General features: G+C 40.2%; 12 protein-coding genes. 8 read left to right on the top strand and 4 right to left on the bottom strand.

Annotated elements, in window-relative coordinates; all coding sequences use genetic code 11:
• Positions 1-17 precede the first annotated feature (17 nt).
• Positions 18-929 carry a 1-aminocyclopropane-1-carboxylate deaminase/D-cysteine desulfhydrase gene (locus tag EL17_RS16355; protein WP_035076410.1) on the top strand — a complete coding sequence of 304 codons (912 nt, stop codon included), beginning with the start codon at positions 18-20 and terminating at the stop codon, positions 927-929.
• 29 nt (positions 930-958) lie between these two features.
• Here EL17_RS16355 and EL17_RS16360 read toward each other — a convergent pair whose 3' ends face one another.
• Positions 959-1,573: a carboxypeptidase-like regulatory domain-containing protein gene (locus tag EL17_RS16360; protein ID WP_394332172.1), complete on the bottom strand. Its 615-nt coding sequence runs from the start codon at positions 1,571-1,573 to the stop codon at positions 959-961.
• A 174-nt stretch (positions 1,574-1,747) separates the two neighbouring features.
• Between EL17_RS16360 and EL17_RS16365 the strand changes: the two genes are divergently transcribed.
• The 4 genes from EL17_RS16365 (at position 1,748) to EL17_RS16380 (ending at position 5,058) form a co-directional block, all read left to right on the top strand.
• The gene (locus EL17_RS16365; protein WP_035076412.1) at positions 1,748-2,131 is read left to right on the top strand and encodes an ArsR/SmtB family transcription factor; all 384 of its coding nucleotides are present in this window, start codon (positions 1,748-1,750) and stop codon (positions 2,129-2,131) included.
• A 5-nt stretch (positions 2,132-2,136) separates the two neighbouring features.
• Positions 2,137-2,853, top strand: a complete 717-nt coding sequence (locus EL17_RS16370; protein ID WP_035076414.1) for a YjjG family noncanonical pyrimidine nucleotidase — start codon at positions 2,137-2,139, stop codon at positions 2,851-2,853.
• A 93-nt stretch (positions 2,854-2,946) separates the two neighbouring features.
• Positions 2,947-4,581: an L-glutamate gamma-semialdehyde dehydrogenase gene (pruA, locus tag EL17_RS16375; RefSeq protein ID WP_035076416.1), complete on the top strand. Its 1,635-nt coding sequence runs from the start codon at positions 2,947-2,949 to the stop codon at positions 4,579-4,581.
• Between the two features lie 171 nt (positions 4,582-4,752).
• Positions 4,753-5,058, top strand: a complete 306-nt coding sequence (locus tag EL17_RS16380) for a thioredoxin family protein (RefSeq protein WP_035076418.1) — start codon at positions 4,753-4,755, stop codon at positions 5,056-5,058.
• Here EL17_RS16380 and EL17_RS16385 read toward each other — a convergent pair.
• From EL17_RS16385 to EL17_RS16395, 3 genes are all read right to left on the bottom strand, one after another.
• A complete protein-coding gene (locus EL17_RS16385) occupies positions 5,051-5,788 on the bottom strand; it encodes a TspO/MBR family protein (protein ID WP_205623569.1) in 738 nt (245 codons plus the stop codon). The genes EL17_RS16380 and EL17_RS16385 overlap by 8 nt on opposite strands.
• A gap of 164 nt (positions 5,789-5,952) precedes the next feature.
• Positions 5,953-7,692 (bottom strand): M14 family metallopeptidase, encoded by a 1,740-nt coding sequence (locus tag EL17_RS16390; RefSeq protein WP_035076422.1) that lies wholly within the window; start codon positions 7,690-7,692, stop codon positions 5,953-5,955.
• Positions 7,693-7,906: 214 nt separating this feature from the next.
• Positions 7,907-9,520: a M14 family metallopeptidase gene (locus EL17_RS16395; RefSeq protein WP_035076424.1), complete on the bottom strand. Its 1,614-nt coding sequence runs from the start codon at positions 9,518-9,520 to the stop codon at positions 7,907-7,909.
• Between the two features lie 358 nt (positions 9,521-9,878).
• On the opposite strand from EL17_RS16395, the gene hemH reads away from it, so the two are divergent.
• The 3 genes from hemH to EL17_RS16410 all read left to right on the top strand — a co-directional run bounded on the left by hemH (position 9,879) and on the right by EL17_RS16410 (position 12,771).
• A complete protein-coding gene (gene hemH, locus EL17_RS16400; RefSeq protein WP_035076427.1) occupies positions 9,879-10,913 on the top strand; it encodes a ferrochelatase in 1,035 nt (344 codons plus the stop codon).
• Positions 10,914-10,921: 8 nt separating this feature from the next.
• Positions 10,922-12,103 carry a CynX/NimT family MFS transporter gene (locus tag EL17_RS16405; protein WP_051720048.1) on the top strand — a complete coding sequence of 394 codons (1,182 nt, stop codon included), beginning with the start codon at positions 10,922-10,924 and terminating at the stop codon, positions 12,101-12,103.
• Between the two features lie 65 nt (positions 12,104-12,168).
• A complete protein-coding gene (locus EL17_RS16410) occupies positions 12,169-12,771 on the top strand; it encodes a DUF2179 domain-containing protein (RefSeq protein WP_035076429.1) in 603 nt (200 codons plus the stop codon).
• The last annotated feature ends 62 nt before the right edge of the window (positions 12,772-12,833 follow it).

A 12,833-nucleotide genomic window follows, 5' to 3' on the forward strand; every position in this document is an offset into this window, starting at 1 on the left:
AAAACTATTATGTTGCTTTGTTAGAAAAACCAAATATCTCCTATACCCGTGTTTCAGCTCCTGTTCTGGAGCGAAAAAATATCCAGCTCATCGTGAAACGATTGGACCTGATCCATCCCTTGATTTCTGGAAATAAATTTTTCAAGCTAAAGTATAATATGAAATCAGCCCAAAAGGCCGGTTATAAGCAGCTGTTGACATTTGGTGGTGCCTACAGCAATCACATACATGCAGCTGCTGCTGCTGCCAAGATAGACGGGCTGTCCATAATAGGTGTCATCAGAGGTGAAAAAACACTTCCCCTAAATCCAACTCTTCAAATGGCCCAGGATTCTGGTATGAAAATACATTATGTATCAAGATCGGAATACAGAAATAAAGCTGAACCTGAATTTATCACCCAGCTTCAGAATCTGCATGGAGATTTTTATCTTATTCCGGAAGGCGGAACAAATTCATTGGCCATCGAGGGCACCAAAGAGATTTTACAGGGCGAAGATTTTGATGCTGACATTATCACATGCAGTATAGGGACAGGGGGTACATTGGCAGGAATAGTCACCTCTGCAAAGGAAGGTCAAAAAATATGGGGCTTCTCTTCATTAAAAGGATCATTCATTTTAAAGGAATTCGAAGGATTATTGACTAAGGAAAACCTATCTCCTACAGCTGATTATGAAATTTTTACCAATTATCATTTTGGAGGATACGGTAAACACAAACCTGAACTGCTCTCTTTTATAAGGGATTTTTATGACAATACAGGAATTCCCCTGGACCCCATATATACCGGAAAAATGATGTATGGTGTTTTTGATAAAGTAGATCAAATTCAAGAAGGAACGAAAATCTTATGCCTTCATACCGGAGGCCTTCAGGGCATTACCGGCTTTAACAGCAGGTATGGTACAGACTTACCGCTTAAATAGCCGCAATGTAATCATATAAGGCAAGGCTTTTAATCCTCCCTTCTCAGGTCACCCCTTTTGATACTGCGGATAAAGTCCCTCCATGCAAATGGATTAAGTAATGGCAAAGAGCGGGGACCATGACGGTCCTGTAGCTGCATCAACTGTTGGTTTTGAAATCCTCTAAAATTTTCATTCCCTGATGCCGGCATCTCCTCTGCCCACCTGAGCAATAATTGTGGACTTAAATTCCCCCTGCCCAATGTGATTTCATCATCTAAATTAATAGCTAGCACTGCCGCTTTAAACTCTTCTTCTGTAGGATAGGGCATTACTTCTATTTCCCCTAAGGTAAATTCATCTTCAGCCATGGTCAGTACCAGACTGACTTTATCATCACGGGCCTGGTCTGGTATGACATATGATTGCCTTTGAAGCCCAATAAAAGAAAACACTACACTGTCTCCTGCTGCTACGGGCATGGAAAAATATCCAAATTGATTACTAGTGGTGCCTCTACCCTTCCTGGGGACATAGATATTCACTCCTGGAATAGCATCAGTACTGTCTGCATTTAGAATGATACCAGAGAGCTGAAGGATTTTTCTTTCCGGTGCATCCTGTGCTACCCCCTCCTGTATAGAAAAGAAAAAGCCTGCCGTCACCAACAAAATAGCTATATATAAGTTTTTAATCTCCAAGATTATAATAGTTTAATTTATCAACTCAAAAAACAGGCTATAGGTTTCTCTGATATCTTTGAATTAGTTTGCTATATTACTCTATTTTAAAATGATTTGCTTAATTTAAAAGCAAAAATATTCGTTAATTTTATTTAAATGCGCCTTAAGAATATTAGTTTAAATTACGGAATGAAAGTGTTTAAGGCACTGTCTGAGGAACCTAGGGTGAGGATCCTGCACCTCCTTATCAATAATAAAGAACTATCCATATCAGACCTGGAACACATCCTTGATTTTACACAAACCAAAACCAGTAGGCACCTGGCCTTTTTGAAAAACGCAGGGCTGGTCGGAAGCCGTAGAATTGATCAATGGACATTTTATTATATTTTGGAAGAAGCCATAGAAATCATGATGCAGATTTTTAAATTTATCCAAAAAGACATCAACCTCATCAAAGACCAGGAAATATATGAGATACTCCAATCAAACAGGGAACTGGCCCAAAACAAAATAAACAATAATCCTTTTAGAAAATAAACGGTTTGAAAAACTATACCCACATCTTTTTTGATTTGGATCATACCCTTTGGGATTATGACAAAAATGTCAGGGAATCCCTCTCAGAATTATTTGAAATCTATACTTTGGAGGAATTCGGTATCCTTACAGGCGAACATTTCTATGATGCTTTTATAAAAGTGAATTACGGCTTGTGGGGTCTATACAACAAAGGAGAAATAGACAAAATCAATCTTCGAAAAGAAAGATTTAAACGAATATTCGAACATTTGGGAGCTGATGGTTTATCCGTCCCCATTGACATGGAGGAAGATTTTATGAACAGGACTTCATCCAAAAAACACCTATTCCCTTATAGCGTGGAGATACTGGCATATCTTCAGAAAAAATATAACCTTCATATCATCACCAATGGATTTAATGAAAGCCAAGCGTTAAAAATGGCTTCTTCCGGGCTGCATCCATATTTTGGGTTAGTGATCACCTCAGAAACCATCGGATATAAAAAGCCGGACAAAAGAATATTTGAATACGCTATGTCTCAGCTAGGCACCACTGCTGATAACTGTATCATGATAGGAGACAGTTTACAATCCGATATTCTCGGTGCCCAGCGTGTAAACATGGACCAGATATTCTTCAATCCCGAAAACAAACCCTGCGTGATCATGCCGGATGGGGTAGAGGTGTGCCCTTCCTATACTATTAAATGCCTAAGCGAATTAAAAACAATCTTATAGGTCAGAATGATTGTTAAATGAGGGTATTTTGTCCATTATCTTTATCTTTGTGCCGATCACATTATAGAATAAAAATATAAACTCCAAATAGATATGTTAAAAGGTTTTTTTAAAGTACCCGTTCCCATAAACGAACCGGTTTTGAACTACGCTCCCGGATCTGCCGAAAGGTCCCAACTGCAGAGTATGCTGGAAGTATTCAGATCGCAGGAAATAGACATTCCCATGTATATTGGCAGTGAAGAGATACGTACAGGTAATAAAAAGCCGTTGAATCCTCCACATGATCACCAGCATCTATTAGGATATTTTCATGAAGGAGATTCCTCTCACGTCGCACAGGCTATCAATGCCGCACTAGGCGCCAAAGATGCGTGGGAAAAGATGCAGTGGGAACAAAGAGCCGCCATCTTTCTAAAAGCCGCCGAACTGATCGCCGGACCATATAGAGCCAAAATCAATGCTGCCACCATGCTCGGCCAGTCTAAAAATGCCTATCAGGCAGAAATTGATGCGGCATGTGAATTTATAGATTTTCTGAGGTTCAATGTACAGTATATGACAGAAATATACGCCCAACAGCCACCGGTATCAAGTCCTGGTATATGGAACAGGCTGGAGCAGCGTCCTTTAGAAGGGTTCATCTTTGCGCTGACGCCGTTTAACTTTACCGCTATAGCAGGAAACCTCCCTGCCGCCCCTGCGATGATGGGAAATACGGTAGTTTGGAAACCTGCGTATACTCAGATCTATGCTGCCAATGTTATCATGCAGGTATTTAAGGAAGCAGGTCTTCCTGACGGTGTCATTAATCTTATATATGTAGATGGCCCGGCAGCCGGCGAAGTCATCTTTAAACATAGAGATTTTGCCGGGATCCATTTTACTGGTTCCACTGGCGTATTTCAGACTATTTGGAAAACGATAGGTGAAAATATCACCAGATATAAATCCTATCCCCGCATAGTAGGTGAAACTGGCGGTAAGGATTTCCTTATAGCGCATAAGTCTTCCAATGCCAAGCAGGTGGCTACAGCCCTAGCAAGAGGTGCATTTGAATACCAAGGCCAAAAATGCTCTGCAGCATCCAGAGCATACATTCCATCCAATCTTTGGGAGGATGTAAAAGCTTATTTAATGGCGGACCTTCAGAGTATGAAAATGGGTCCGACTGAAGATTTTAGCAACTTTATCAATGCGGTGATCGATGAAAAATCATTTGATAAAATAGCTGGCTACATCGATGGGGCAAAAAAATCAGAAATGACTGAAATCATAGCCGGTGGTAACTATGATAAATCAAAAGGATATTTCATCGAACCTACCGTTATCCTTTCAAAAGACCCTTCCTCCACTACGATGTGTGAAGAGATATTTGGCCCCGTACTTACTATATACGTATATAATGCCGAGCATTTTGAAGAAGCGCTAGAGCTCGTAGACCAGACTTCCCCATATGCCCTGACAGGCGCCGTTTTCTCCACAGACAGGTATGCTGCTGAACTCGCTACCTACAAGCTCAGAAATGCTGCAGGAAATTTCTATATCAATGACAAACCCACTGGAGCAGTAGTCGGCCAGCAGCCTTTTGGCGGTAGCCGTGCTTCAGGAACCAATGACAAAGCAGGTTCGATGATCAACCTCCTCAGGTGGGTGTCTCCGAGAACAATAAAGGAAACCTTTAATCCACCTATAGATTATCGATATCCCTTTTTAGGAGATAAATAATGCATCAATGGGCGGTGGACTTTTTACGAGTCCACCGCTGTTTTTTTTCTGATACCTACATTGAGTTATCACAACATTCGGTAATAACTTTGAATATTTTTTATTGATATTACATTATGGGTAATACTAAATTTAGCCTAACAAATAAGTTAAATATGCACTGCTGAACCTATGGTAAAAACAAAAATAAAAGAATTGATCAGACAATCAGAAGAACTGATATTGGTTGATTTTTATGCAGACTGGTGCTCCCCCTGTCAGACTATGGAAAAGGTAATCCAAGAGACAGTTTCTGAGCTAGGAAATAAAATTACGGTAATAAAAGTAAATGTGGATCAAAACAAACAGGCAGCACTAAGCTTTTCTGTCCGATCCATACCGCATTATATTCTTTTCCGAAAAGGTAAAATTTTATGGAGAAAAGGGGGTATCATTCCCAAAAGGGAATTGATAGGGCATTTAAAAGGCTTTATTTAGAAGCATCCTGAAGCTTATATATAGGGGAAGATTTCCTATTCTTATAACCATGATAACCCGCTGCTATAAATATCAATAATGCCGCTATCAAAGCCGCCCAAGCAACTTCATCTACCCCAGCCCATTGTTTAAGGGTAATCGCTACCAGACCCCATACACCTACCAGCGCGGATTCCCGTAGATTTCTGGAAAATATTAAGTACAGATATACTGCAGCAGATATGGCTATTAAGCCAATAGTCCAGTATATCTCAGGTAGTAGGGCATTCATATTCAGTATATATTTTAAAACAATTGAGAAATTGGTCATGGTAGCGAGTATGATCCATCCAAAATATATGGCTATCGGCCACCATATAAAGAGAATAATTCGAAAAGGAGCATCATAGATCTCTAGTTTATACTTTAGTACCAACTGAATGAGACAATATAAAAGAATGAGCATGACAATAAATGAAAGCAAAATATACTGCAGGCTCCAAACTACCACCCAGGCACCATTAGCAAGATTAGATAAGAAAAACCACCATCCTCCATTCGATATTTCCTCAGCCGATTTTTTCTTGATGATCAGATACCACTGGTGGCCAATAAATAGAAGCAAAAAAACGTAGATCAATCCCCAGATAGAAAAAGCGTATCCGGCAGGGGTGAAAAGTGAATCATACTTTTCACTTAATGCACCCATAGTAGGAAGCCCACTTTCACCTGATGATATATAATAATTCAAAAAAAGCACTACAATTAAGGAAATTGTATTTATTACTACTAAAGATACCTTTGTCATTATTACCTGTTTCTTATTATAGACAAATATTAAGTTTTAATGTTTGCTATAAAACAATAAAATCCGGCCAAAACCGGATTTTATTGTTAATACACTTAATCTTCATATCATTTTTTCCATTCTGCCAACCCGCCTTTGGCGGAATCCACTTTGATAGAATAATTTCCATTGCCAGTCACTATCCATCGGACTTTGGTTGCGTTCATTCCAGGTATATTTTTCATAGCTATTCTTTCAGGATTATGCTTTTGCTCCTTTACCTTATTAAAATCTTCATCCTCGACTATCATGCCTGTAATGACGCTTGCCCCACTGATGGTCACATAGTCAGGTCTTTCTATGTTGTATTTAAGGTCCTGACTGGAATGCGTGGGCATGATCCTTTCATTAAAAATGGTAGCGGTGATTTCTTTTACCCCCCCACCTAAGTCTCTTTCTTTTACATCAGACACACTTAATTTTGGTGTCTGATAGGCATGATAGATGGTAAAAGCCATATTTCTATGTGCATCCTGCTCAAGTAAAAAACCTGGATGGGCCCTGCCAAAATTCTTTTTGAACCCTCCTACTTCAATAGTCCCGAACTGTGGATGGTCATATTCCTCCCAGTTTACAAAAGCATCACCAAATGTGAGGTATTTATCCACATCCATTTCTTCATCCTGATTTCCTCTTCCCGCATTTTTATGAAAATACAGATAAGAAGTCATTAATTCATTGGTATATGTATAAATGCCCCTGCCTCCATAAAACCAGTCCAACTCTCCTCCAAATACTGAATATAGATCTTTGTATACTACCAGATACCTATACCCAGGGATCATTTCTTCTCCTTTTTTACCTATGGCATCGTATATTCTTACATCTTCTCTGTTATAAGTATCCAGATCTTCCTCTGCTCCTGGACCACGTAGGATCATACCACCATAATTGTGATAACTCTGTGCTCCTGCAATATTGGGATGCTTCATGACAAATTCCATGACCGCACGGTTTTCGGGTAAGCTGAAGGGGTATTTATAAGCTCCGCGCTGTATATAGTCCGGCTGCCATTTCCAGCCCCAGTCCCTGTTCGGGTCATAGTAGCCAATGCCGTCTTCATTTACCTGGCCGTCACCGTCCCGGTCATACCCTTCGTAGCCCAGCATTTCATATTCACCCTTCTCATCGATTTCTACCATTTTCAATTTGCGGGGATCCATAGGGTCTTTTATATATCTTCCCGTAGGTGATTTTCTGATCATCATGGTAATATGGCCATCATTATTGAGATCATCAAATCCATCCTCCCCTGCTTCACCATCCCCGTCATTATCCAATACAATCATCCCCGATCTCGGTGAATGGGGTGTATTTGGCTCTTTCATGAAGTTGTTCCTTGCATCGGGATTGATGGTGGGGACTATATAGAAAGTCTTATCTGCCAAGAGCTCTTTTATAAAATCCAGGTCTTTATGCATTTCAGTAAGGTACCATGCAGTATATAACGAAAATTCCGATCCTTGGATTTCATTTGAGTGGATATTGCCATCTATGTACATGGCGGGCTTTCTGCTGGCATCACCATTTTTCATGTCAGAAATCGTCAAAAGATAAATCTCCCTACCTTCAAAGGATTTACCTATACTTTCCAGCTTTGCGAGATCTGGATGCGCTTTTGCGATCTTCTGCATGATGTCCACCAAACCCTCATAGGTATAATATCTATTCCAGCTTACCTCCACTTTGGGCTCGTGTGGAGTGCCTATAGCTCTGAAAAATTTTTCCTGTGCCTGTGATTCAAAGCCAGTCCCCATGCCCAGTGCAGCTCCCAATGCAGCTGAATATATCCAATTTTTTAGTTTCATCTTTATATCATTATTTTATTAATGCTCATAACTTGCCCCGAAAGGAGCGTGATAGAATCTCACATCTTTTATAATCACACCACCGGGTGAAAATATCGTTATGCCAGGTTTCATCTGTTTATATTTTGATTTTTAAAGGCCAGATTGAATCACGCATGGTCATAATCATTCCGGTCTGTAAGATTTTCCTCATGCTCGATTTCATTTTTATATATTATAGTCTGACATTTAAGTTGGCAAAACCTACATGGGCTGCCCCTGCCTTGACTTCTACATTACCGCTCCCCTTCACTATCCAGCTGATGGTCTGCTTTTCAAAAGGTCCCATCTTATCTATGAGCATGATTTTATCTCCAGCAATGATGTCCTTCTTTTCACTATTGATATCCACGCGTATTTTTCGTAGCCACCTGGATTGGGCCCCCATCTCAGAATGGGTTGGTAGGGGTGAATTGTTAAACAAATCCGCCGTAATACGCGTCAGGCCATTGCCAAGTTTTTCACTTATCATATTGTGAAATTCCAATTTAGGCTGCATTTCTGCCAACTTTAGAATAAAATCAGTATGCTCATCCGCTAACTGTCCTACTTTATTATATGACGGGTTATTCATCAAAAACGGTTTTATTCCGCCCACTTCTACATTTTGTCCTTTAAAATCTGGGTGATCGACCTTAGTCCACGGAACAAAAACACTTTCCATGGCTTCTTGCTGAGCATAGGCTAGAAAATTTTCTGACGCGTCCTCTATTACTTTACCTTCTTCATTCTTCATCTCAGGCACCCACCACCCAGGAGTACTGAAGCTGAGCCGGGCAAAATGAAAATATGCCCACTGAAAGAAATCTCCATCCGTTCCCTGATCTTTCTGCTGGTGTGCTTTGGCAGTAATGGTCTCATTGTATAACTCTGAAATCATCGCATTAATGGCCATATCTTTTTCCAGTATGGAAGTCACTACCCTTTTTTTGGCATCACCTGCATGATATTTCAGTGGTGAAGAGAGATTATTAGCTGGTCCAAAAGTTATAAATGCAAATATATTCCATCTGTCAAAAAGGTAATCCACCATTGCCCTGCTCTCTTTTTGAGAAACCGGATAGTCTCCGGCCAAAGGCTCAAATGCAGGAAATTTATATGTCAGGTTTTTATTAAACGCTATTCCCTCTGCAGGATCTTCGTTGAAATTTCCATCTTTATCATTATCTATACCCTCTGTATACATCAAGTATCTGCCCCTTTCCCCCTTGGAGACATTCGCTTTTACCATCACGCGTTCATCTGTAGATGAGGGGATATGATCACCCATGGGACTTTCCACCCGCATCATGGTAATCAGGCCATCTTTATTCAAATCTTCATAGGTATCTTCTCCCATACTGCCATCACGGTCATGGTCCACCTTAGCGGCATTCCCTCTTCTTTCAAACTTAAGACCTGAAAAATACTGTTCATAAGCATCTGGAGACATATTTGGAAACACATAAAAAGTAGTATTTTCCAATGCTTCACTACGTTCGGCTACCAGTTTTTCAGCAAACTGGAGGGCCAGTTCTACACTAAGTAAATGATAACCTTCCACACCCCCCACTACAGCGACCCCCGGTTTATTATCCATATCTCCGCGGCCTATTTTAAGAACCCATATATCTTTACCTCCTTCTGTTTTGGTGAGGGAAGTAAGGGTGGCCGCATTGTCACGGGCCACGGACTGTAATCGCTGACCTATCTGGGCAAGGTTAGGATAGTCAGTCTGGGAAAGTGCAGTAAAGGGCAACAGCAAAGCAATACCCAGTCCTGATAAAACTGATAAGTAATTTTTTCTCATTTTTTATAATTAATCTATAGAAATGATTTGATATATGACAGGTTTTAAAACTAACCCTGCTCCTGATTTAAGCAACTATGTTACAAAATATAATTAACACTTAAACATATTCTGTGGGATAGGGTACCGAAAACTTGTAAAAGGTAATCGTTGGGGATAAATGGGTACACAATTAAAAGTTAAAAAGAAATTCAAATAACTGGCCTTGCACCTACCTATGTACTGGAAATGGTGGTTAACTTTATAATATATAACTGCCCTAAAAAATGGCCAGCCCTATTCCTGATTAATTTTATTGCCTATGTTAACATAAGGACGTACTTTTGGGTTGGTTTCTAAATCAGCTTAAAACCCCATTATGAATAAATTTAAGGCTAAAATCGGTGTCCTCTTAGTAAATCTTGGAACACCTGATAGCACTTCTACACCCGATGTCAGGAAATATTTGAGAGAATTTTTGATGGACGGAAGGGTCATCGATATACCGGCGTTTTCAAGATGGCTGTTGGTGAATCTGATCATAGCTCCATTTAGAGCGCCCAAATCTGCTAAAGAGTATAGAAAACTATGGACAGATAGAGGTTCTCCGCTCCTATTTCATACAGAAGACCTTAGAGATAAAGTAAGAGAAAAGCTATCTTCCGATACATACATCATAGAAATGGCGATGAGATATCAGACGCCAAGTATAGAAGATGGACTTGCAAAACTAAAAGCAGCCAATGTCGGCAAAATCATAGTCATACCCCTTTTCCCCCAATACGCTTCTGCTTCTAATGGGTCGGTAGTGGATAAAGTGATGGAAATAGCAAGGACCTGGCAAATCATCCCTCACATTACTTTTGTGAATAATTTTGTGGACCACCCATTGTTTCTTGAAGCATGGGAAGAGTTGGGTGAAAAATATATGGAGAAAGAAGAGTATGACACTTTTCTATTTTCCTACCATGGGTTGCCTGAGAGGCAAATCAAAAAGGGATCATGTGACAATTACTGCCAACTAAATGACAAATGCTGTGCAAGTTATAATAAGAAAAACCAGTTTTGCTATCGGGCACAGTCATTCTATACGACACGTTTGTTGTCTGAAAAACTCAGCTTGCCTAAAGAAAAAGTACAAACATGCTTTCAGTCCAGATTGGGAAACGACCCCTGGATCAAACCTTATACTGATGATGTCATCAAAGAACTGGCAGATAATGGGAGGAAGAAAGTCTTGGTTTTTTCGCCTGCTTTTGTAGCTGACTGTCTGGAAACTACGGTAGAGGTTGGGCAAGAATATAAAGAGCAGTTTATAGAATTGGGAGGGCAAACATGGGATCTTGTACCATCTCTCAACAGTAATGATAAATGGGTAGCATGCGTAGCAGATCTGATACACATCAATAGTTAGATCACTAGATGACCATTTCTGAGCAAAAATCCCCCAGTAATACACTTTTGATACTGGGTATAATTATAATTTCGTTTAATCTCAGACCCTCTATCACGGCAGTAGGTCCTCTTTTACCTCTGATCAGGGAGGATTTGGATCTCTCTAATGCCTGGGCAGGATTTCTGACGACTTTGCCCTTATTGACCTTTGCTACATTTTCTCTTTTTTCTTCTGCTATAGGAAGAAAACTGGGCAATGCGCGGGCCATCCTTTTGGGTATGGTCATTATTGGTTTGGGCACTTTAATCAGGGTAATGGGAGGTACATTTTTCCTGTTTTTTGGGACAGCACTTACCGGTATAGGTATCGTCATAGGAAATGTACTCTTGATCCCTTTTATCAAAGTTAAACTCCCCCATAAAATAGGACTCATGACCAGTATGTATACCACGGGTATGACTTTAATGGCAGCAGTAGCCTCAGGAGTAAGTATTCCATTAGCAAAAATCCCTGCATTTGGATGGAGGGGATCTTTACTGTTTTGGATGCTGCTCATCCTTATGGGTATATTGTTCTGGCTTCCACAGATCAAAAAACATAAAATACCTGTACTGACAGGAGCTGAAACTGATATACCTGTCAATATTTGGAAATCCAGACTGGCCTGGCAGGTATCCATATTTATGGGTGTTCAATCCCTGATATTCTTTTCCTTGATCACATGGCTGCCAGATATGCTGATGGACAGAAATTTCACTGCTTCTCAATCCGGATATATCCTTTCCGGTATCCAGATAGTAGGTCTTGGAGGTTCATTCCTCGCGCCTCTTATTGCCGTGAAATTTAAAGATCAGGTCGTGCTGGGTGCACTACTGGGTATCGGGTATCTTTTAGGGTTTACTGCTTTGTTTTTTGAAAGCAAGATCATCCTTTATAGCGGACTCACAGTCATAGGGTTGTGCCTGGGCTCCAGCATCAGCTTAGCTTATACCCTTATAGGACTCCGGACCTATAGTGATAAAACGACCGCTTCACTTTCAGGTATGGCCCAATCTATAGGGTATTTTTTAGCAGCAATTGGTCCACTTATCATAGGAATCCTGATAGATATATTTGCAGACTGGAGGCTGTTTTTAGGATTAATGATGGCGGCATCGGCAGTGTTTTTGTTTCTGGCCACCCGGGTGGGAAGGGCAGTAAGGATATAAAAGGATAGGTTTTATTTTCCCTTACAGATAAAGGTTTTTACCTTTGCCATCAAATATTAAAGATAATGCAAGATTTCATAGTATCCTTAGGCATTAGCCCAGATGTTTTTTCGTATGTGATAATGCCCTTACTGATCTTTATGGCAAGGGTCACAGATGTATCCATCTCCACCCTGAGGGTAATGTTTGTGCTGAGCGGTAAAAAAAACGTCGCTCCTTTTTTGGGATTTTTTGAAGCTTTGATTTGGCTGCTGGCTATAGGACAGATATTGCAGAATATTAATAATCCGATGTCCTACATAGCTTATGCCGGGGGATTTGGTATGGGTACATATGTAGGGATGATGTTTGAGGAGAAACTAGCCCTGGGCCGGGTACTGGTGAGGGTAATCACTCCTGAGCCCATGCCCGAACTTATAGAATATATGAAGGAGCGTAATTATAGGTTTACCAGTGTAGGAGCTGAAGGAAGATTCGGAAAGGTAAACCTACTTTTCACAGTGATGAAAAGAGATTCTTTGAAAGACTTTATTTCAAAAGTAAAATCCTGTAATAACAAGGCATTCTATACCATCGAAAGTGTTAAAAGAATCAGTGAAGATGATTTCAGCATCACGGAAGATAGGCCAAGATTTACTACCAGGATTTATAATAGGCTCAGAAAATAAGTGACGAAAAGATGTCATGGACACTGATTTTCCTTTAACAAAAAATTAAAATTGTTATGAGG

Origin of the sequence: Anditalea andensis (assembly GCF_000714815.1) — a bacterium.
GTDB lineage: Bacteria > Bacteroidota > Bacteroidia > Cytophagales > Cyclobacteriaceae > Anditalea > Anditalea andensis.

Bases quoted from the DNA above. Each gene is read 5' to 3' on its own strand.
- EL17_RS16365 (WP_035076412.1), top strand. From the start codon at position 1,748: ATGCGCCTTAAGAATATTAGTTTAAATTACGGAATGAAAGTGTTTAAG.
- hemH (WP_035076427.1), top strand. From the start codon at position 9,879: ATGAATAAATTTAAGGCTAAAATCGGTGTCCTCTTAGTAAATCTTGGA.
- EL17_RS16390 (WP_035076422.1), bottom strand. From the start codon at position 7,692: ATGAAACTAAAAAATTGGATATATTCAGCTGCATTGGGAGCTGCACTG.
- EL17_RS16405 (WP_051720048.1), top strand. From the start codon at position 10,922: ATGACCATTTCTGAGCAAAAATCCCCCAGTAATACACTTTTGATACTG.
- pruA (WP_035076416.1), top strand. From the start codon at position 2,947: ATGTTAAAAGGTTTTTTTAAAGTACCCGTTCCCATAAACGAACCGGTT.
- EL17_RS16380 (WP_035076418.1), top strand. From the start codon at position 4,753: ATGGTAAAAACAAAAATAAAAGAATTGATCAGACAATCAGAAGAACTG.
- EL17_RS16410 (WP_035076429.1), top strand. From the start codon at position 12,169: ATGCAAGATTTCATAGTATCCTTAGGCATTAGCCCAGATGTTTTTTCG.
- EL17_RS16395 (WP_035076424.1), bottom strand. From the start codon at position 9,520: ATGAGAAAAAATTACTTATCAGTTTTATCAGGACTGGGTATTGCTTTG.